This window comes from Domibacillus indicus (genome assembly GCF_023715895.1).
Taxonomy (GTDB): Bacteria; Bacillota; Bacilli; order Bacillales; family Domibacillaceae; genus Domibacillus; species Domibacillus indicus_A.
On sequence record NZ_JAMBOO010000036.1, the window covers coordinates 14418 to 35870 of the forward strand.

Genomic DNA, 21453 nt, shown 5'->3' on the forward strand with positions numbered 1-21453 from the left:
AGCATTTGCTCCGGCGTTTTGTTTAGCGTGGACGGTATACTTTTGCCGCTCTGCGCTTGTCCAAATATTTTTTTACAATCGGGTAAATGATCGGGCCATATTTCATGCCCATTTTAATTAAGTTTGTCATACTGCTTGATGAACGAGCCATAATATTTTTCACCTTCCCGTTTCGATTTAGTACTACAAGTGTACCCGAACCTTGGATTATTAAACATTCAAGCGGGAAAGCTGATATAATGAGAAGCAATGAGAATTTTGGAAAGGACGTGCGTGAATGGCTCTAGAAGCTGGAACGATCGTAACACTGCGTGTAAAAAACAAACAAGAATATGGCTGGTTTCTTGAAAATGAAGAAGAAGAAGCCGTACTCCTTCATAATAGTGAAATAAGAGACGGTTTCGATCCGAACGAACCGATTGAGGTGTTCCTTTATCAGGACCACAGCGGCCGGCTTGCGTCTACGATGGACCGCCCGCTTATTACGCTTGGCGAATACGGCTGGGTGGAAGTTGTGGGGGAAGAAATAAAGCATGGTGTGTTTGTGAATATCGGCATTTCAAAAGATGCACTCGTGTCAGAAGATGACCTGCCGTATAAATTTGAGGTACGGCCGATTGCAGGTGACAAGCTGTACTGCACACTTAAGCTTGATAAAAATGGCCGGATGTTTGCGAAGCCGGCAACAGAAGAAAAAATTTGGGACATTGCCAAGCGGGCCAATAAAACCGATTTAAACAAGGACTTTACCGGCAGAGTCTACCGGACAGGAAAAGCAGGTACGTGGATTATTACCGATGACTTGTACCGGGCATTCCTGCATCCGACTGAGCGTGAGGATGAACCGCGTGTCGGGCAGGAGGTTACAGGACGCATTATTGCGGTGCACGACGACGGATCGGTGAATGTTTCCCTTTTAGGACGTCGTGTGGAACGGCAAAAAGATGATGCGGAAAATGTGTATGACTACTTGATGAGCCGCGGCGGCCAAATGCCATACTGGGATAAAAGCCTGCCGGAAGAAATCGAAAAACGGTTCGGCATCAGCAAAGGAGCGTTTAAGCGGGCGCTCGGCAAGCTGATGAAAGAAGGCAGAGCCTATCAGGAAAGCGGCTGGACCTACGCCGGCACAAAACAAAAAAGCGAATAAAAAAGGACGCTGCCTCACTTGGCAGCGTCTTTTTTATTCGTCATGGTCGTTTGATAAATTCAATTTTTTAATCAAGGCAAAGAACAAGCTTAAAATAATCGCAACAACCGTTGCTAACGCCATTCCTTTTAATTGCAGGTAGCCCCATGTGAACGTAGCGCCTGATAAACCGATCACAAGCACGATCGTTGTTAAGATCATGTTCGTTGTTTTAGAATAATCCACCCGTGAATCTACAAGCATGCGCAGGCCGCTCGCTGCAATAATACCGAATAGAAGCAGGGAGATGCCGCCCATAACCGGACCTGGAATCGTTGAAATAAGCGCAGCGAGTTTGCCGAAAAACGATAGCAGGATTGCCATAACCGCTGCACCGCCAATGACCCAGACAGAATACACTTTTGACAGAGCTAAAACACCAATATTTTCACCATATGTGGTGTTTGGCGTTGAGCCGACAAAACCAGAAATGACCGTTGAAATTCCGTTTCCGAATAAAGAAACACCGAGACCTGGTTTTTTCATTAAATCACGATCTACGATATTTTGTGTAACCACTAGGTGCCCGATGTGCTCCGCAATGACGACAAGCGCGGCAGGAGCAATAATGGCAATGCTCGACCAATGAAACTCCGGCGAATAAAATTGCGGGAGAGCGAACATTTTAGCTTCACGAACCGGTGTGAAATCCACCATTCCAAACATCGCTGCGATCATATACCCGGCAACAATTCCAACGAGAATCGGAATGATTTTTAAAAAGCCGCGGAACATCACGTTGCCAATAACCGTGATAAGAAGCGTCAGCATGGAGACAATAATCGTATTGCGGTCAGGTGACCAATCCGCTGAACCGTCCGAGATAATGCCCGCCATCTGTGCAGCTGTCGGTACAAGCTCAAGCCCGATTACGGCTACAATGGCGCCCATTGCTGCCGGTGGAAAGACCACGTCGATCCACCCGGTGCCGGCCACTTTAATAATTCCTGAAACGAGAATGAAAATAAGACCGACGACAATAAAACCGCCTAATGCCTGCTCGTAACTGCCGCCTTCAAGTACTAAAAAGACAGGAGATAAAAAAGCAAAACTGGATCCGAGGTAAGCCGGAATCTGGCCTTTACAAAGAAAAATGTACAATAATGTACCGATACCATTCATTAATAAAATCGTCGCTGGGTTCACACCAAACAAAACCGGAACAAGGACCGTTGACCCAAACATGGCGAATAAATGCTGCAAGCTAAGCGGAATCAGAGCCGGAATCGGCGGCCGCTCGTCAACTTGATAAGTACGCAAGTGATCTTCCTCCTAAATACACAAATTGTAGTCATTATACTTCAAAAATCGTCATCTGACTACAAAAAAAGAACCTGAATGTCAGGTTCTTCTTGGCGAAACATATTATGAAGCAGCAGGAAGTTCCTCCAGGTCCAGCTCGTTGACCTCGCCGTCTTCATTTACATCGACCAGCTCATCCATGAGGCCATCCCCATTTATGTCGATGAAATCCTCAACAGGCAGTTCTTCTTCCGGCTCTTCTATGAGCAGTTCTTCCCCCACAGCCGGCACTTCTTCTACAACATCTTCTTCTACAAGCTCTTCTTCTATGGGCACTTCCTCGACGATTTCTTCCTCCGAAGGCTCCGGCTCTAAATAAGGAATTTCTTCTTCCGGCACTTCTTCTACATAGTCTTCTACAATGACATCTTCTTCAACCGGCTCCTGGGCTGGCACTTCTTCCTCCAGCCAGGCATCCGGAACGTCGTAATAATCATACATATCATCTTCACTGTATTCGCCGCCATCAAAATAGGCGTCCTCGTTCCAGTATTCATCAAAAAACAGGGCTCCGTCTTCCGTATAAAACAAGCTTGTAACCTCATCTTCAGAAAGAGGGTCGGCACTCCAGCCATTCAGCATGCCTGCCACATCTTTATACGGAATGCTGAAACCAATCGCTTCTTCGCCGGTTAGTTTCGCTGAATTGATCGCAACGACACGGCCGGTGCTTTTGGACACAAGCGGACCGCCGCTGCTTCCAGGAGCAATGGCAGCGGATGTTTGATAAATGTGATCATAAGAATGGGGTTCAATCACAAAGCTGCGATCCACGCCGGTAATGTAGCCGAAAGTCGCTGTATTCTCAAGCGCCAGCGGACTTCCAAGAGCAATCACTTCATCTCCGACCTGCGCTTTTTGGCCGGTTTCAAGCTTAAGCGGGGAATGTCCAGCCAAATCCGGTACACGGATAAGTGCCACATCCGTTTCATTGGAATAGCCGATCACGGTGCCTTCATGTTCTGCCCCGTTGATGTCTTTGACGATCGTATAAACTGTGCCTTCCACAACGTGGGCGTTTGTGGCAACATCACCTTGATCATTGATTAGAAAACCGGACCCCTGGCCGTAATCTGTAAAAACAGTGAATACACTCTGCTGAGCATCTGCGATCAGATCACTCATTGAAGCTTGTTCATCAGCCGTTATTTCTTTTGGGGGAGCCACCGTTTCACGCACCACTGCCTGCTGCGTTTGAGCCGGCTGTTTCACCGGCTGTGCTGCTTTTTGCGTTTCCTGGTTCCCTTGTACCAGATAATAAATAAAGCCACCAAATCCAAGTGCAGAAAAAAGACATAAAAAACCGAGAAATTTGATCACGGAAAACGATTTACGGCGCTTTCTGCCGCAGCCTGGACAATAACGAGCACGACTGCCCATCTCCGTTCCGCATTTCACACAAAACAAACCCAGCACCTCCAAAAGTAGTAGTTAATTTTCATTATATACCAATTTTACTAGATTAAAAAAGGGCTTTTGACGATAAATATTGCAAGGGGCTGTTTGATGAACAAATGCTTCGTTTTATGATAAATCTTTCGTTTTTTGGCGAATCTTCACGCCTGTTGTCTATTCATAGTTTGAACCACCGGCAGGGTCCTCTTTGTTTCTGGCTGTCAATACGCAGAGCAGCATATCTTTAAAAACGAATGAATGTAAGAAAATTTAACAAAATGTTCGTAATTGAAAAGCGTGTTCATACGTAGGGTTGTAAGCGTTAACAGTGTGACATTTCCTTTAAAATTAAAGGAAGGAGCCCTTGATAAGTGCAGGCTGTTATTTTATAATTCGGGTATTGATAAAGTAGTAAATTTTCAGATTATCGAAAATAACACGAATGAAGGAGTAGTATGATGACACGAGTTTATAATTTCTCAGCAGGTCCTTCCATGTTGCCTCTTGAGGTACTCCAAAAAGCACAAGCCGAACTGACAAATTACGCAGGTTCCGGCATGGCGGTGATGGAGCTGAGCCATCGCTCGAAATGGTTTACAGAAATCATTGAAACAGCGGAATCCGTTCTTCGCAAGCTGATGAATATTCCGGACAACTACAAAGTGTTATTCCTTCAAGGGGGCGCTTCCCAGCAGTTCGCCATGGTGCCGATGAACTTGTTTTCCGGCAGCAAAAAAGCGGATTTTGTGAATACAGGCTCCTGGTCGAAAAAAGCAATTAAAGAAGCGAAAAAATACGGGGAAGTACGTGTTATTGCATCTTCTGAGGATAAAAACTTCAGTTACATCCCAACCGTAACAGCGGATATGATCGATCCAGAAGCAGATTTCGTTCATATTACAACAAACAATACAATAGAAGGAACCGTTTTCGAACAGATTCCAGATACAGGCAATGTACCGCTTGTGGCAGATATGTCTTCCAATATCTTATCAACCGAAATTGATGTGTCAAAATTTGGTGTTATTTACGCAGGGGCGCAGAAAAATGTCGGCCCGGCTGGCTTGACGCTTGTGATTATCCGTGAAGATTTAATTGGAAAAGCGGATGACTCTGTTCCAACCATGCTGGATTACAAAACGCATGCAGACAGCGATTCGCTTTATAATACACCGCCAACATTTGCGATTTACATGGCGAAGCTTGTATTTGAATGGTTAGAAAGCTTAGGCGGCATCAAAGCAATGGAAAGCATCAACCGTGAAAAAGCGGCTATTTTGTACGACTATCTTGATCAATCGGCTATGTTCAGCTCACCGATTGCGAAGGAAGCTCGTTCTCTGATGAACATTCCATTCGTATCACCAAGCGAAGAACTAGATGCACTGTTTGTGAAAGAAGCAAAAGCAAAAGGACTTGAAACATTAAAAGGACACCGTTCAGTTGGCGGCATGCGCGCAAGTATTTATAACGCTATGCCGGTTGAAGGCGTCAAAGCACTTGTCGCTTTTATGCAAGAATTCGAACAGACTCATTCAGCGGAAGGGAAGTAACGAGACGTGTATACTATTAAATCCATGAACAATATTGCCGATATCGGCATGAATGTATTCCACAATGCAGACAATTTTCAAGTAAACGACGATACAAACACACCAGATGGTATCATTTTGCGCAGTGCCAACCTGCATGATACAGAGTTCAGCGGCAGTCTTAAAGCGATTGCCCGCGCCGGTGCCGGTGTAAATAACATTCCTGTACAAGAATGCACAGAGCGCGGCATTGTGGTTTTCAACACGCCGGGTGCTAATGCCAATGCCGTAAAAGAACTGATCCTGACAACAATTATGGCTGTTTCCCGCAACTTGTTTGACGGTGTCAGCTGGACAAAAGAGCTACAGGGCCAGGGAGATGTGATTCCAAAGCTTGTTGAAGCAGGCAAAAAGCAATTTGTCGGCCGTGAAGTAAAAGGCAAAACGCTTGGCGTTATCGGTCTTGGCCACATTGGGGCATTGGTTGCGAACAATGCGCTTGACCTTGATATGGATGTAATCGGCTTTGACCCGTTTATTTCAGTTGACACCGCTTGGAACCTGTCTCGTAACGTACAGCGCGCTTTGACAATTGAACAATTGTTTGCGGCGAGCGACTACATTACAGTACACGTGCCATTAACGGATAACACACGCGGCATGTTCAACAAAGAAGCTTTTTCTGTTATGAAAAACGGTGCTACTATTTTGAACTTCTCACGTGGCGAGCTTGTAAACGAAGAAGATATGCGGGCAGCACTTGAAAGCGGCAAAGTCGGCAAATACGTAACGGACTTCCCGAACGAAAATGTTATTGGCATGAAAAATGTTATTCCGATTCCTCACCTTGGCGCATCTACAACAGAATCAGAAGAAAACTGTGCCGTTATGGCAGCACGCCAAATGAAAGAGTACTTGGAAACAGGAAACATTAAAAACTCTGTGAATTTCGGTAACGTAGAAATTCCGTTTACCGGCAAACGCCGTGTGACTGTAGCGCATAAAAACGTGCCAAACATGGTCGGCCAGATCACAGGGGCTCTTTCTGACTATGACTTGAATATTGCGGACATGGTAAACCGCAGTAAAGGTGACTACGCGTACACATTGATTGATATTGACAATCAAGTAAACGGGGATGTTATTCCTGGTTTAACAGAAAAGCTGCTTAGTATTTCTGGCGTAATTACAGCGCGTATTATCTAAAACGAGAAAAAGAGATTCTGGGTTTTTACCCAGAATCTCTTTTTTTGTTGGAGAAAAATAAATTTCAAAACTTGAAAAAATTTGAAACCAATTGGTACTTTTTCCTGTATGATGAAGAGAAGGAAAATGTGAATGGGGGATCTACTTTGAAAAAATGGCAACAAATGATGGCTGCAGCTGTGAGTGTCTCACTTCTTATGCCGGGAGCCACTTTGGCAGAGGTGCCGTCAGCTGACAAAGAAGCACAGTATAAAGCAGCTCAATCGGACAAGCAGGTAACAGATTCTCGGACACTAGTCATTAAATATTCAAAAGCGCTGCCGCAAAGTGTACATAAAAAAGCAGGTGTGTCTCTTGTAAAGCGTCTGTCCGGCTTGAAATATGACGTGGTGCGGGTGCCGGCGTCTAAAAAGCTGAGCGACGTAATCAGTGTTTATAAAAATCGTTCAGAAGTAACAGCGATTACGCCGAGTATTCAATACAAAGCATTTGCCGCTAAACCAGATCCAAAAGCAGTGAATATGGATCACTTAGCCATGCTCAATATAGGAAAAACTCTTTCATATGCGGGGAAAAACAAAGTCACCATCGCGGTAGTGGACGGCGGGGTGGACTATAAGCATCCTGATTTAAAAGCAAATTTATTAAAGCCGTATAATGCGGCTAATCCGGCACGAAATCCGGCTCGTGACCTGCATGGAACACACGTAGCAGGCATTATCGCCTCCACGAAGGATAACGGTCTTGGCGGATATGGCGTGTTTCCAAATGCAAACATTTTGCCGGTTGATGTATTTAACGGTTCTATGGGAGCCAATGACTTTACAATTGCAGAAGGCATTACCTACTCTGTTGACCAGGGAGCAGATGTAATTAACCTGAGCCTTGGCGGCTTTATGCCTTCTCCTGTTGTAGAAGAAGCGATTCAATATGCCATTGATTCTGGGGTTGTCGTCGTTGCAGCGGCAGGCAATGAAGCAACGGATCAGTATTCTTATCCGGCTGCTTATCCAGGGGTTATCAGTGTGGGGAATATCAATGGAGCAAAAACGCTATCTGACAGCTCTAACTACGGTTCCTCTGTTGATGTGGTAGCACCGGGTGAAAACATTTATAGCACATCCTACGATGCAGAGGCAGGATCTAAATTTGAACGGCTGACTGGTACTTCAATGGCATCGCCGATGGTAGCAGCTGCAGCGGGACTGTTAAAGTCTAAGTATCCAAATTTAACAGCTTTCGACATTGAATATATTTTGGAGCAGACGGCTACAGATCTTGGTGAAAAAGGCTACGATTTAACATATGGAAACGGATTGATTAATCCGCTTAATGCGCTGAAATTTGATACGAAAAAGCTTCCGAAGCGCCCAGACGTATCCGGTGAAACGATCTTGAAAACAGCTAGGGAAATCAAGTCAGGAGGGCAGTCCTTTACCGGCGCTTTCAAATCACCAGAGACGATTCACTGGTTTAAAGCAAACGTGGCAGAAGGCCAGCACGTACAGACAGTGCTGAACGGAAGTAAGGGATACGATTATGCAATGGAGCTTTATTTTGTACCGGAGGATGGAGATCCTCAGTATCTTCGTGATGTCGACCAAACAACAGCAAGCGGGCAGGAAGGTTATTTATACACGGCCAGCGAAGCGGGTACACTTGTCATTGGCGTGAAGGACACAAACGGCAATTACAGTGCAGCCGGCAAATCTGCTTTTACGCTTCAAGCTGAAAAGCGGGGACCGATTGAGCCGGACCAGGCAGCATATGAAAAACCAATTGCGATTACATCTCTTCCATATACAAAAAACAATTTTACACTTTATAGCGGTGAAGAAGGCGTGCCGGATTCAGACTTTTTTACTTTCTCAGTAGAAGAAGAAAAGTTAGTTTCACTTTCCGTCTCCGCTCTCCCTGGGGTAAATTCAGCCATCAATGTTTATGTTGAGGAAGAAGGAGAAGAATACAGCATTGTAGACGGAAACAGCCAGCCGGTCAATAAAGGCGAAACCGTTTCGTTCCAAGCTGTTCCGGGAATGAACTATCGGATTGAAGTGACAAATGGTGCATTTAGCGAAGATATTTTGCTGGATTCCCTTTCAGACCTTTTATCTTTGGATATGTCCATGCTTGAAGAACAAACAGCTGGTGAATCCGCTCAGCCGTATACGTTTAAAGTAGAAGAACAAACCATTCCAGCGGATGAAGATGGACTTCCGGAAGAAAGCACGCTTGAAGAAGAGTTAATGGATGGAAGTGTCACACCGGCTGAATACGGTGAAATGAAAGAAGATGAGCTGATTGACGGCGGCGAGGAAGGCGTGGCAAGCGGGAAAATTCTCGAAAAAGCCATTCCGTATACGCTTGGCAGCAGCAAGAAAGGCTTTTTTCAGTCAGGATATGACGAAGACTATTATCGTTTTACACCAGCAGCAGATGGTATTTACTCATTTAGTGCCAGCCAGGAAAATGAACGAAATGCTTCTACGACGCTGTTAGAAGTAGATTCGGAAACGGGTGAGCTGATCCCTGTTTCAGGCAGCGACGGGGAAATGGATTTGATTGCGGCCCTTCTTGGGGGCTCGATGGGGTCAGGAAATGTCGATGTCGCCCTTGCGAAAAACAAAACGTACGTCATGATGGTCTTGAGCAATGGGGAAAACGCGTCAGCCGATCCATATATACTCACATCAAAGCGGGTTGCGGATGTACCGCCAGAAAAAGATGCCGATTATAATCTTCCTGAAGAAGGGCAGAACTTAAAAGCCGGCAAAGCGGTTCAAAACTACTTTGTTCAATCGGGAGATGTGGATTACTATTATTTTATGAATGAAGGAAAACCGCGTGTTTATACGCTTGATATTACAGCAAGCGCTCTGACTGCTGCACAAAAAGCAAGCATTCCACTTCAGCTGCGCGCCGGACATATTTTTAGCGGTGCGGTGTATGAAGATGTAAATGGAGACAAAGTGCTTGATGAAGATGAATTGAGCCGGGTTACACCGTTTGGGCCGGATCTATTTTCAATGATGATTACAGAAACGGATGTACACACATCCTTTGCAGCGAAGGAAGATACCGGCTACTTTATTGAAGCAGCTCCGTTTCTATCCACTGGGCCGAACCTTCAGCCGTATGCAGTAAAGGTAGGGGCAACGTACAATGAATTTGCGGACGGCGACGCGAAAGTGGTCAACCATGTTCCAACAAAGCCGCTGCCGCTTAAAACGACAGGCGGGAAATACGGAGCACGCGGCTATTTTAATAGCGGTGTATCATTTGGAGATGTGGATCACTTCGTTTTAAATCTTACGAAGCAGGGCACGGTTTCCCTTGCGTTCTCAGCCGGTCAAAACCTGGATGGCGTGATCGCTGTATATAATGCTAAAGGAGCGCTTGTTGCATCCTTTGACCAGTACGGTAAAAATGATGAAGAACTGGCATCACTGAATTTGCCAAAAGGAAAATATTTTATTGAACTGAGTGAAGCGAGCGGCACTGCTTCAACAGCACCGTACCAAATAATTGTGAAAAAATAAAAAGCAGGGGGCTGAGCCCTCTGCTTTTTTATGAATCTGAATTTGTTTCATGTTACTGGATTGTTTCATTTGCCAGCATCAGGCCAACCGAGTTGTTTTGCTGCCAGATGCTTGAGAAATAAACAATAGGAACAGGGCGGCTGCCAACGTATGGCGACACTTCAATGGTCAAACCCGGCTTTTGCTCGTTTTGAATAAACCAGTCCGTGTAGCCGCCGCCGCTTGGGTTAGACTGTGGTGCGACTAAGCTGTAGCCTGTTTTTTGGCTTACCCGCTTTGCTACAGCCAGGTCACGTGATTTGTGGGTACCTGACTGGTAATAGTGCCAGTAAATAATTTGGCCGGAGCTGTGATAAGCTGCGCTCACTTTAAAAGAATGCTTGAGCGTGAAGTCATACATCGCTTTTGATTCAGGTTCACTGAGCGGGCTTGGCCCTTTATAGTTTTGGGAAGAAGGCTTGCCAGGATTACAGCAAATGTTACGCCAGTCTGCCGGGTATTGACGGTTCAAATCAACACCGCGTATATTCGCTTTCCAGGCGGAAAAATTCGTACTGCCGCCGTTTAACTTCAAAATGGCGTCTTTGTTTTTCGCACTGCCCGCTCCGAGCTGTACGAGAGAAACGCCGTCCGGGTTCACCATCGGTACAATATAAATAGAAGTTTTCTTTAAAACGGACCGGGCTGAATAGCCGTTCATAGAGCCATTCGTTTGAAACAGATGGGCATATTGATCGGCCATTTCCATTACTACGTTCGTCGTAATATGCTCACGCGCATGATGCGAGCCGTTAAGGAGCACTTCCTCTTTGCCGGTGCCCAGCCGAAGAGCGTATAAATTACAGCCGTCCACCGATTTGCCGATCACCTCTAAGGAAGCGATGTCTGAATGCCAAAGCACAAGCTCTTTTAAGTCCTGTACCATTTGCTCATACGTCATCGTTTTAAACGGGTTTACATAGTTGCCGGTATACAAGGTCATATCTGCTTTAAGAATATAAGCCGTCCGGCCGCCAATGTCGACAATGTAATAATCACGGTAAGCGGCGCGTGTTTGAAGCAGGGTGCCTGCCTGCAGGCGGCCAAGTGAAGTTAACCGGCCGTTTTTCGAATAAAGCAGGTCGACTGTTTTCCGGGTAATCGCACGGTTTTGAAACACATAGCCAGGCTGTACACCGCCAGCGAGAGACGCTTCCGGCAAATATGTAACAGCTGTTTCGGAAACATAAGCGGTTGTATTACCCAATACGAATAAAACGTACCCATTTTCTGTGCCCGTTTTTTTAAATATTTCTCCTGCTAAAAGACGCCCTGTTTTCACGTAAGCCCCATTTTTCTTTTGAAACAATTCTGCATCGCCTTCAAGGCGAATGTAAGAGCTGGATGCCTCTGCTTGTCCATTCTCTTCTATTATTAAATCTTCTTTTGCAATAAAGCCGTTGATCCCCTGCCAGGAAACACGGATTCTTGTTTCCTGCTCCTCTATTACTTTTACATTTGTGCGGGCAGGAATCGGTGTCAGCACGGCCTCCTGTTCAGCAGAGGAAGGCGGGGTGTAAATCACTGTATCCACTTTTGTCAGTAAATACGAAGCAGCCTGTACAGCAGTGGATGGCAACAGGGCGCTTAAAAGAAGAACGATGAGAGAAAAAGACAGCCATTTTTTCATTGCAACCTCCAATTTATAGAATATTTACCTCTATTTTAACAGGTTTGGAGAATGAAAGAATGCTGATTTACAAATAAAAAAGACGCTTTTGAAAGCGTCTTTTTTAAGATAAAAAGCCCATAAGCGCGTATTTTATTTTTTCAGTACGAGACAGCTCGTTCCACGGTTTCTTTTTTATATGATCGGTGTCAATCGGCGTAATAAAAGGACCGTGTTTCATCACGAGGCGGTACGGGTCAATCACGATCGCTTCACCATCTTCTACGCCTTTGGTTACTTGATATACACCATCCACATGAAGACCGGTTTCAATACGCCGGCGTTCAAGAAGACCTTCCTGATTCAGAACGATGGCATATGATTTTTGATTTTTTCTTAAAATAGCCGTGTTCGGAATCGTAACCACGTCCGGCTGTTCCTGCGTTATAACTTTCACATTCGCTTTTAAGCCGGGATACAAATCACTTGATGCGGCGCCGCTCAGCTGAGCAGAGTATGGATATAAGCTTTTTCGTTTCACAGACGGCTCTTCTTCCGGATACGTGCTGACAGAGCTGATAGATCCACCGAATTGCTCAAGCGTCGTATCCACAGTTACTTCAACCCGCTGGTCTGGTGCGGACTTTGCCATCTGTTTTTCATCAAACACGCCTTTTACAGCCGGTACCGATGAATTAATGATCATCACCGGATTGTTTAAGCTTGTATCAATTTTCTTCACATAACCTTCATTTGTGCTTTTTACAGTTAAATTATCTTTTTTTGCTTCCTGAGCAGCAATAAGCGTATCGTATTTTTTTACTTCTTCCTGCAGCTTCTGCTTTTCGGTTTCCTGCTGCAGGATGCTTTCTTCTACTCCCGTGCTCGCATCACCGCTTTGAACAATCGTCGTGTCGCTATCCGCATCTGAAGAATCGTCTGTATTGGACATTTCGTTTTCCTCGTTCTCCGCTTCGGACAGGAGCAGGCGCAGCTGGCTTAATTGATTGTCAATTAACGAGATTTGCTGCTGAGTCTGGTCTTTTTCGGCTGTTAAGCGGGCGACTTCATCCTCTATAACGTCCGGTGAATATTGAAATAATGGAGTACCGGGCTGAATGGCTTCGCCTTCTTTAACAAAAACCTCTTCAAGCGACCCTTTGCTTTCATCAAAATAAATCGGGTACTCGTCAGAAGGAACGACAACACCTTCTGCTGAAAATGACTCTACCACATCTCCCGTCTCAGAGCGGTCCCAGTCGGTCAGCCATTCGCTTCGGACGGCTTTGCTGTCTTCCTTGAAAATTAAGTATAAGTTGCCAGCGATCACAACCGCACTGGCTGCAAGCCATACTTGCTTTTTTATTTTTTTCACTGTCTTCACCTCTTTTCAATTAAAACAAGTTTTCCACTTGGATCGATGTAAACAACGTCGCTAAAATCCAAAATGCAAGGCCTGTCAGAAAGACCATCAAGAAAACAAAAAGGGGTTTTCTGGCTTCTGACGCCCGCAGGAAGCGGTATTGAATCGCTAAAATCCAAATTTGAAAAATTGTAATAAAGCTGAAAAAACGAATGGCCATTACATTGTCTGTGGCATATTGTGCGACAACCCCCAGCGAGAAAGGCGAAGAGTCACGCGGAATAGAGAAAAACACATTCCAGACCATAAGCAGGGCAAACTCAATTAAGTAGATTGAGAAAGTAATACATTGTAAAGCGACAAGCTTTTTAAACTCTAATTCTAGAAATGTCCAAAAAAGAAGAGCCGGAACAAAGATGTAGAAAAGAGGAAGCAGCAGTCCGGCAAGGCCAGCGCCTCCGGTAAATAGCAGTTTCAGCCATTCATATGTATACATATCGGATTCGGCCATATAAGCAGATATGCCCTCGCTTTGTATGCCTAATGCGCCGGCAAGCAAAGACAGAAGCACACTGATTAATAGTAATAGTGAAAACTTTGTCCATAAACCGCGAATTTTTTCGGCCTGTGACAGCTGCGCGAGTTCATGGGAAGTGCGAAACAGCCCTTTTAAAAGCTGAAGCCGATAAGCCATTTTCAAATCTCCCATCAAAATAGAATAATAAATAAAGATCAATTTTCATTATATACAACTATTGTTATATGAACCAATAATAATCTAACATTATTGGTCTATTTTTAATTTGTCAGAATTATTAAATATTTGAAATGTGAATGTAATATAACGAACATCCTAGTGTAATAGTCTTGAAATAGAACCATGTTACAATCAATCTCGTGTTAGAAAACTAGGGGGTAATGATACGTGAAAAAAATGGCCATGTCTTTTCTTGCTGCAATGATGATTTTCTCAGCTTCTGCGGCACAAGCAGCCGCCGCAACTCACACAGTTCAAAAAGGGGACACGCTTTACGGTATTTCAAAACGTTACAGTACGTCAGTGGATCAAGTGAAGAAGTGGAACAACCTTTCCTCTAATGTTATTAAAGTGGGACAAAAGCTTTCAATCGGCAGCACGGCAGCCGCAAGTTCTTCATCGGCACCGGCGCCAGCATCAAAAACAAGCAATGTTAAAAAAGAGATTACAGTTAAGTCAACTGCTTATACAGCTTCTTGCAGTGGATGCTCCGGCATCACCGCAACAGGCATTAACTTAAAGAAAAACCCGAATGCAAAAGTGATTGCCGTGGATCCAAAAGTGATTCCACTTGGCACGAAAGTATATGTTGAAGGATACGGACAAGCTGTTGCCGGCGATACAGGCGGCGCAATCAAAGGAAATAAAATCGATGTTCATGTGGCTACAAACCAGAAAGCAAAAAACTGGGGCGTACGTACAGTAAAAGTTCAGATTTTAAAATAATCCAAAAGGAAGCTGATTTCCATCAGCTTCCTTTTTTGTTTTTTTTATGGAGTCTTTATGTCAGGGTTATTACGAATTCAAGATAAGGGTCTCCTTGTAACATTCACGTCACATTTGTACATCGAAGCGTAACGTCCTTTTAAAAACATTACATTGTTTGGCGTGTTACAATGAATCTCGTTAGGCCGGAGAGAGCCGGCTGGTCAAGAGGAACCGAATCCTCAATCAAGCGTTTATCGCGCTTTTTATATAAATTAGTCGCTGTCCCTACAGTCACGGAGAAGAACAGCTTTAAAAACTCTTGCGTACGTGTGCTTCGTCACACCGGCAGGAACATTCCAGGAGGTTTTTTTATTATGAAAAAGCACATCATGGCACTAGCAGCAACAACAGTAATTGGCGGAGGCGCATTCGGCACCGCAGCATCAGCTAGCTCATATACAATACAACAAGGCGATACACTATGGAGCATTTCTCAAAAAACAGGTACAACTGTTGAACAATTAAAAGCAGCAAACGGTCTTTCTTCTGATCTAATTTACGCTGGATCAACTATTGAAACATCTGGTTCAGCAGGTGGAGCAGCTCAAGCTTCTTCAAACGGTACATACACTGTTAAAGCAGGCGACACATTATATAAAATTGCTACAGCACACGGTATTTCAGTAAGTTCGTTGAAAGCGATCAACGGTCTTTCATCAAATATGATCTACCCGGGTGATCAGTTGTCAACAAACGGTTCTGCTGCACCTGCTCAAGCAGCGCCTGTACAGCAGGCTTCAACACAAGCAGCTGCTGAGCCGGCTCAAGCATCAGCGCCACAAGGCAAAACAATCACTGTAACGGCAACAGCATACACAGCACAATGTGAAGGATGCTCTGGTGTAACGGCAACAGGTATCGACCTTAACAGCAATCCAAACAAAAAAGTCATCGCCGTTGACCCGAACGTGATTCCGCTTGGTTCACGCGTATACGTTGAAGGCTACGGTGAAGCCGTTGCCGGTGATACTGGCGGCGCGATTAAAGGAAACAAAATCGATCTTCACGTACCAAACAACGATGCAGCATACAGCTGGGGCGTACGTACAGTTAACGTAACAATTCTTGATTAATCATTATATACCCCGTTTTTTAAAAAACCGGCCTGTATTACGGCCGGTTTTTTCTTTTGTTCGATTATTTGAAGCGTGGCGGCAGGACGCCGCGTTTTTAGACCTGCAGGATGTAGGTCACAAAGGCGTTGCGACGGTCTGGATGACTTATAGTCAGGCAAATGCCACAGGACGTGGCGGGTTTGAAGCGCGGCAGCAGGACGCTGCGCTTTTAGCCTTTGATCAATTAATGCGTATAATGTCCAGCTCCAGGCGCCATCGGATCGAGGTCATAAGCCAAGCCCTTGTGAAGGCAAAAAGCGCCTCCGAAAGGACTCGTCTTATGCTGGTCGCCGATAAACGGGCGCCTTGCGCTTTTCTTTTATGCAAATGAATCGTTTTTGGGGGTCTGCCCGTATATAATAGAAGAAAGAAGAAATGAGGAGTGAGCATGAAACGGTATAAGCATTTGGCAGAAAGTGTGCGGTTTAATCGGCATGGCGGTCATTGGCGGCCGGTCATTGCCAGTCACGGAGAATTAATATTTGCAGGAGAAGGCAGAAGTGCGGTTGTGTTTCGCATTGAAGGAACGGATCGGGCACTTAAGGTGTTTTATCCGGATAAAGTGCACATTGCAAAAGAAGAAGCGGATATTTACCGCCTTCTGTCAGGTGTTCCCCATTTCCCTCATTTGCACGAAGCCGGCGGCACCTATATTGTGATCGACTGGGTAGAGGGTAAAACCTTTTTTCAGTGCCTCGAAGAAGGGGTAGAAATTTCTGCCCGCCACATCCGTGAAGCGGACCAGGCGCTTCAAACTGCACGAAAACGTGGATTAAATCCGTCTGATGTTCATTTAAGAAACATTATGATTACAGCAGAAGGCAGTACGATGATTATTGACGTAGCCCGCTTCCGCCAGACGAAGGATTGTATGAACTGGGAAGATATTAAAACGGCTCATTCCGCTTTTTATATGAAGCCCTTTTTCCCAAAGCGGTGGCCGAAACCGCTGCTTAATATGATTGGTATTTTGTATAAAAAACGGCTGCTGCCGGTTTCCCGGACAGCCCACGCAAAAAATCCGCAGTGACTTCGGTCTACTGCGGATTTTGCTTATGATTCGCTTTTTAATGCATGTCTGACGCTTGCAGCCAGCGCTTCAGCACCAATTTTGATAATCCGCCTGTCAAACGTCATATGCGGATGGTGAAGACCGGGTGTAAGTCCTGCGCCAAGCCCCATCATACACGCTTTTATATGGGGACGTTTAATGGTGTAAAAGTGAAAGTCATCGCTGCCGGATGTGATGAGTGGCTCAGCCAGTGCTTGTTCGCCGCACACTTCAATGATTCCTTTCCGTAAAAACGCTTCTGCTTCTTCAGAGACTTCAGCGGCCGGAGTAAAATCCATCCATTCATAGTCAATCTGCACTTCATACAGCATACTGATTTGTTCAATTTTATGCTCGACGGCTTTTTGAAGATCGAGCAGCACTTTATTACGCTGTGCACGGACATCGAGCCCGAACTTCCCTGAACCAGGAATGATATTTAAGCTTTGTCCGCCGGCTTCAATATGCGTCATTTTAGCAGAATACGGCTCAAAAGGTGAGAAATTGATGGTGTTGAGCTGACGGCTCAAAGAAGACATCACTTCAATGGCGTTTACTCCCTGGTGCGGCCGTGCGCCGTGTGCGTCATCGCCAATCACTTTTCCATGTAAAAAAGCAACAGCTCCGTGGTGAACAGACGGTGTGATTTTTCCGAAAGGCACCTCTTCAATAGGGCGGAGGTGAATACCGAACAAGTAATCAACGTCATCAACCACGCCTTTTTTAACCATTTTCAGTGCCCCTGTGCCCGTTTCTTCAGCGGGCTGAAAAATAAACCGAACGGTGCCGCCGCCTTCTGTTACCTGATCCTTTAATGTTAAAATTGTACCAATCACGATCGACATATGGGCATCATGCCCGCATGAATGATTAGCGCGAAACTTTCCGTCTACCTGCTGCCACAGAGCATCAATATCGGCACGAACCGCCACAACCGGCGAACCGCTGCCAATTTCCGCAATTAATCCCGTACAATCGTCAAATGTATAAGAACGAACGCCTTCTTTTGTTAGAAGCTGTGATATATATGCGGTTGTTTCTGTTTCTTTCCAGCTGATTTCTGGATGCGCATGCAAATGTTCGAAAATCTCAAGAAGTCTATTTTCAAATGTTAATTCCGTTTGAGCCATCGCAAGCCCTCCCCCAGTCATTCTTTCTATTAGTATAAGCGAAAATAAACCTTTTGGCTTGGCAAATAACTGAAAATTCTTATCTTTTTCCTTTTCTCATCAAAAAGCTGATAAAAACAGCAGGAAGTGCCACGACTGCCATGCTTAAAAAAGCAAGGCGGGGCTCTATGTCGTATAAGAAGCCTGCCCCAAATGTTAAAACAGCCGTACTCAGCCCCATTCCAAGTGAAGAATAAACGCCTTGGGCGGCTGGGATTTCCGAAGAGTCGAATTCTTCATTCAGCAGCCGGATAAACGCATAATGTGCCAGCCCGAATGTAAAAGCGTGAAAGACTTGAGCAAAAATATAAACAGGGACCGAAGGAAAGATAAACATGAGAGCCCATCGCAAAACTGCTGCCAGTGCTGCCCACATAAACATGGAACGGACAGAGACGCGGCCAAGGAACCGGTCGGCTACCATGAAAAAAAGAATTTCGGCCGCAACCGCAATGTTTAAAATAACCCCCGTCCAAATATTGTTTACCCCAAGATACTCTAAATACAGCACACCATAATTATAATAAGCGGCATGGGCGCCTTGAATGAGCACGCAGATGATGAGCGCCGTCACAAAACGGCGTGATCGAAACAGCTGGCGAAGCGGCACATGCCGCAGGTCTCCGCTTTGCTGGAGAACAGATGGTGTGCGGAAAGAAGCCACAGCCGCTGTGAAAACAAGGCTTCCGATTAACATATACAAAATCGCTGTATTGGTAAACATAGCAGTAGCGATGCCGATTAAAAAAACAGATACGGTGTAGCCGATTGAACCCCAGGAACGGCTTTTTCCATAATGAATATGTTCTGTTTTCATTAACAGGGCGCCCGCACTGTCGGCCATTGGCATAATAATCGGGTAAATCAAGCTGAATACAATCATCACCATCAGCAGCATCATGTAGCTGGAAGCCGGGATAAAAAGAAGGGAAAGAAGGGCCGCAAGTATGGAAAACCATTTGAGAAGCGTGCCGGCTGGAAACTTGGCACTCAAAGCCGGATAAAGAAAAAAGGTAGAAGCCGCACGGATAAACAGTCCAATCGCAATAAGCGTAGAAGCGGTTTCAACCGGCAGCTGCTTTTCCGAAACAAGCCACGCGTTCCAATAGGGCATAAAAATCCCCCATGAAAAGTAAAAAGCAAAAAACATTAAAGACAGCCAAAACTGTGAAGTAAAAATCATCGAATCTTCCTTTATTTTGTCAGTATTTATCCATTATAGCGAAAATATGATTTTTTTTGCGCGAAAAGAAAAGAATCTTTCTTATGTCCTGTTTCTTTTTAACAATTGGATTTTTCTGATGGTTTTTGAAGGATATTGAAGAGTGGTGTCGAAATAGGAAAAAGGGACGACTAAGACGTGAAAAAGGAGAATCGGATGGAGAAACCAAATGAAGCAGTGGAAAGCTCGCTTATTTTTGTCAATGGACGGAAAGACGACTGCATGATTCGCTTTATGACGGTTTATCAGGAAGGACTCATACTCGATGCCGAATTTACCCCGTTCGCCCAGCCGGCTGAAAAAGAGTGGCATCTTGGCGAAAAAGGGGCCATTAAAATGATTGTGGCCCATAAGGGAGTGTGGCAGGAGGTCATCATTGATTATAACCTATCAGAAGGCTATTTATATATTACAGCTGTGACAGCATCCTTTTTATCAAAATCCGTGATGATGTCAATCGCCAGGCGTTTTTATATTCGCCGGGGGGAAGCTGTTCAATTCTTATCAGCCCGTGCTCTCCTTCATCATACAGAGGCACAGCCTGAACGCTGTCTCCTGATTGATATTCCGATTCTTTAAAAAAACGGCTCTTTTCAAAAGAGCCGTCAGACTGTAGACAAAGTGGTTCTCAAATCTTCGATTTGAGGCCGCTTTGTCTTTTTTTATGTATTTGGACAGCCCTATTCAAGCTGGCTGTACTGGTTTCCATGACCAGCAGGCCAGCTTTTTAAGGTTTATGGCAGCGAAAGTAAGCATCGCCTGCATGGATAATTTCCCCAGTCCCCTGAGGGTTGTCCATCGCATGCCATGCTTCTCTTTAGCATCCGCAAAGACCCGCTCAATCGTTTCTTTGCGCTTTGCATACACATATTTATTCTGCGCCGTATGGCGCAGGTGATCCGCTTCTTCAAGATAGTGTTCCCATACATGCCGGTGAACCAGCTTCATGTGATTCTGGCTCTGGGTACACATGGACAGAAGCGGGCAGCCTTTACACTGCTTTGGATCAGAAGCATACTGCCTATACCCTTCTCGGGTAGTCGTCCGATAAGAAAGCACCTGTTCCTCCGGACAGATATAGCAGTCATAATGCTCATCATAAGCGAAGTCGCTTTTCCTCAAATACTCTTTTGGTGTACGAGGTCTAGAATACGGGAGAACTGGCCGGATCTCCAGATCCGTTATGTACTTGGCGATAAAAGGTGTTTTGTATCCAGCATCGGCAGCTACGGCATCAGGCTTCGCCACATTTTTCATCACTTGATCGAGAACGTCTGTAAACACACGGCTGTCATGAACGTTGGCACCTGTTACTCGGGAGGCAAGGACAAATCCGTTGGCATCACAGGCGGTATGAAAGGAGTAGGCAAAGCTTTTCTCCCTTTCATCTTTCACATAGTAGCCGCTGTCTGGATCAGTCGTGCTCGCCTTGATTTCCTTCATCTCTTCCTTTTCCTGTGGGGGAAACGGCTTTTTTCCATGTTCCTCACGATCTACATTGATCTCTTCCTCAAGCTGCGCCTGGTAGCTGCGTGCTTCAACACGCACCACTTTCTTATTGAATTTCTTTTTATTAGCGCTCGCTTTGACATGCGTCGAATCGATAAAAGCAACGGATGGATCGACGAATCCTTTCGCCATCGCTTCTTTCAGAATCCGGTAAAAGATCTGTTCGAACAGGTCAGTGTCTTTAAAACGACGGACATAGTTTTTACCGAAGGTAGAGAAATGGGGAATTTTCTCCGAAAATCCATACCCAATAAACCATCGGTACGCCACGTTGGTTTCAATCTCCTTAATCGTCTGGCGCATGGAGCGGATGCCAAACAGGTACTGGACCAGCACCATTTTAATCAGTACGACAGGGTCAACACTTGGCCGGCCGTTGTCAGCTGAATACATATCTTCCACCAATGGATAAATAAAGTCGAAGTCGATCGCCGCCTCGATTTTGCGGACCAGATGGTCAGCCGGCACAAGCTGGTCGAGTGCGACAACCTCCATTTGGTTTCGCCGGTTTTCCGGACGTTTTGATAACATACAAATTCCCCCACAAGATTTTGATAGGTTCATTATACAAAACATACTAAGATTAGCAGTGCAGACCAAGGCATTGGTTTGCACTGCTATTTTTTATATAGTAGAAGTGAAGCTGGAGGCCGACAGGCTTTTAGGATCTAGAATCCGTATACAAAAC

General features: G+C 45.1%; 18 protein-coding genes. 8 read left to right on the forward strand and 10 right to left on the reverse strand.

The window, feature by feature from the left end:
- Nucleotides 1–22 precede the first annotated feature (22 nt).
- Complete coding sequence (locus M3221_RS26440; protein ID WP_285882027.1) at nt 23–151, reverse strand: hypothetical protein; 129 nt, start codon at nt 149–151, stop codon at nt 23–25.
- 126 nt (nt 152–277) lie between these two features.
- Here M3221_RS26440 and M3221_RS23845 point away from each other — a divergent pair, with 126 nt between their 5' ends.
- Entirely contained in the window at nt 278–1150 is an 873-nt protein-coding gene (locus M3221_RS23845; RefSeq protein ID WP_251274562.1) for a CvfB family protein, read from the forward strand.
- A gap of 33 nt (nt 1151–1183) precedes the next feature.
- On the opposite strand, the gene uraA is transcribed toward M3221_RS23845, so the two are convergent.
- Nucleotides 1184–2449, reverse strand: a complete 1266-nt coding sequence (gene uraA / locus M3221_RS23850; protein WP_251274563.1) for a uracil permease — start codon at nt 2447–2449, stop codon at nt 1184–1186.
- A gap of 105 nt (nt 2450–2554) precedes the next feature.
- Nucleotides 2555–3871 carry a S1C family serine protease gene (locus M3221_RS23855; protein WP_251274564.1) on the reverse strand — a complete coding sequence of 439 codons (1317 nt, stop codon included), beginning with the start codon at nt 3869–3871 and terminating at the stop codon, nt 2555–2557.
- A gap of 473 nt (nt 3872–4344) precedes the next feature.
- On the opposite strand from M3221_RS23855, the gene serC reads away from it, so the two are divergent.
- The 3 genes from serC to M3221_RS23870 all read left to right on the forward strand — a co-directional run bounded on the left by serC (nt 4345) and on the right by M3221_RS23870 (nt 10163).
- Complete coding sequence (gene serC, locus M3221_RS23860; RefSeq protein WP_251274565.1) at nt 4345–5439, forward strand: 3-phosphoserine/phosphohydroxythreonine transaminase; 1095 nt, start codon at nt 4345–4347, stop codon at nt 5437–5439.
- A 24-nt stretch (nt 5440–5463) separates the two neighbouring features.
- Nucleotides 5464–6624 (forward strand): phosphoglycerate dehydrogenase, encoded by a 1161-nt coding sequence (locus tag M3221_RS23865; RefSeq protein WP_251274576.1) that lies wholly within the window; start codon nt 5464–5466, stop codon nt 6622–6624.
- A gap of 146 nt (nt 6625–6770) precedes the next feature.
- The gene (locus M3221_RS23870; protein WP_251274566.1) at nt 6771–10163 is read left to right on the forward strand and encodes a S8 family peptidase; all 3393 of its coding nucleotides are present in this window, start codon (nt 6771–6773) and stop codon (nt 10161–10163) included.
- Between the two features lie 52 nt (nt 10164–10215).
- Here M3221_RS23870 and M3221_RS23875 read toward each other — a convergent pair whose 3' ends face one another.
- The 3 genes from M3221_RS23875 to M3221_RS23885 form a co-directional block, all read right to left on the reverse strand.
- Nucleotides 10216–11832, reverse strand: coding sequence for a M14 family metallopeptidase (locus tag M3221_RS23875; RefSeq protein ID WP_251274567.1), 1617 nt, complete (start codon nt 11830–11832; stop codon nt 10216–10218).
- Nucleotides 11833–11935: 103 nt separating this feature from the next.
- The gene (locus M3221_RS23880) at nt 11936–13186 is read right to left on the reverse strand and encodes an efflux RND transporter periplasmic adaptor subunit (RefSeq protein WP_251274568.1); all 1251 of its coding nucleotides are present in this window, start codon (nt 13184–13186) and stop codon (nt 11936–11938) included.
- Nucleotides 13187–13205: 19 nt separating this feature from the next.
- Entirely contained in the window at nt 13206–13868 is a 663-nt protein-coding gene (locus M3221_RS23885) for a hypothetical protein (RefSeq protein ID WP_251274569.1), read from the reverse strand.
- Nucleotides 13869–14099: 231 nt separating this feature from the next.
- Here M3221_RS23885 and M3221_RS23890 point away from each other — a divergent pair, with 231 nt between their 5' ends.
- Nucleotides 14100–14657 carry a 3D domain-containing protein gene (locus M3221_RS23890; RefSeq protein WP_251274570.1) on the forward strand — a complete coding sequence of 186 codons (558 nt, stop codon included), beginning with the start codon at nt 14100–14102 and terminating at the stop codon, nt 14655–14657.
- Between the two features lie 148 nt (nt 14658–14805).
- Here M3221_RS23890 and M3221_RS26445 read toward each other — a convergent pair whose 3' ends face one another.
- Nucleotides 14806–14934 carry a hypothetical protein gene (locus M3221_RS26445; protein ID WP_285882033.1) on the reverse strand — a complete coding sequence of 43 codons (129 nt, stop codon included), beginning with the start codon at nt 14932–14934 and terminating at the stop codon, nt 14806–14808.
- A 79-nt stretch (nt 14935–15013) separates the two neighbouring features.
- Between M3221_RS26445 and M3221_RS23895 the strand changes: the two genes are divergently transcribed.
- Together M3221_RS23895 and M3221_RS23900 are read left to right on the forward strand one after the other, a co-directional pair.
- Nucleotides 15014–15772 (forward strand): LysM peptidoglycan-binding domain-containing protein, encoded by a 759-nt coding sequence (locus tag M3221_RS23895; RefSeq protein WP_251274571.1) that lies wholly within the window; start codon nt 15014–15016, stop codon nt 15770–15772.
- A gap of 430 nt (nt 15773–16202) precedes the next feature.
- Entirely contained in the window at nt 16203–16844 is a 642-nt protein-coding gene (locus tag M3221_RS23900; RefSeq protein WP_251274572.1) for a protein kinase family protein, read from the forward strand.
- 23 nt (nt 16845–16867) lie between these two features.
- On the opposite strand, the gene M3221_RS23905 is transcribed toward M3221_RS23900, so the two are convergent.
- Both M3221_RS23905 and M3221_RS23910 read right to left on the reverse strand, forming a co-directional pair.
- Nucleotides 16868–17995 (reverse strand): amidohydrolase, encoded by a 1128-nt coding sequence (locus M3221_RS23905; RefSeq protein WP_251274573.1) that lies wholly within the window; start codon nt 17993–17995, stop codon nt 16868–16870.
- A 79-nt stretch (nt 17996–18074) separates the two neighbouring features.
- Entirely contained in the window at nt 18075–19217 is a 1143-nt protein-coding gene (locus tag M3221_RS23910; protein WP_285882036.1) for an MFS transporter, read from the reverse strand.
- A 195-nt stretch (nt 19218–19412) separates the two neighbouring features.
- Between M3221_RS23910 and M3221_RS23915 the strand changes: the two genes are divergently transcribed.
- Complete coding sequence (locus M3221_RS23915) at nt 19413–19835, forward strand: hypothetical protein (protein WP_242231943.1); 423 nt, start codon at nt 19413–19415, stop codon at nt 19833–19835.
- A 105-nt stretch (nt 19836–19940) separates the two neighbouring features.
- On the opposite strand, the gene M3221_RS23920 is transcribed toward M3221_RS23915, so the two are convergent.
- Entirely contained in the window at nt 19941–21296 is a 1356-nt protein-coding gene (locus tag M3221_RS23920) for an IS1182 family transposase (RefSeq protein ID WP_251274575.1), read from the reverse strand.
- Between the last annotated feature and the right edge of the window lie 157 nt (nt 21297–21453).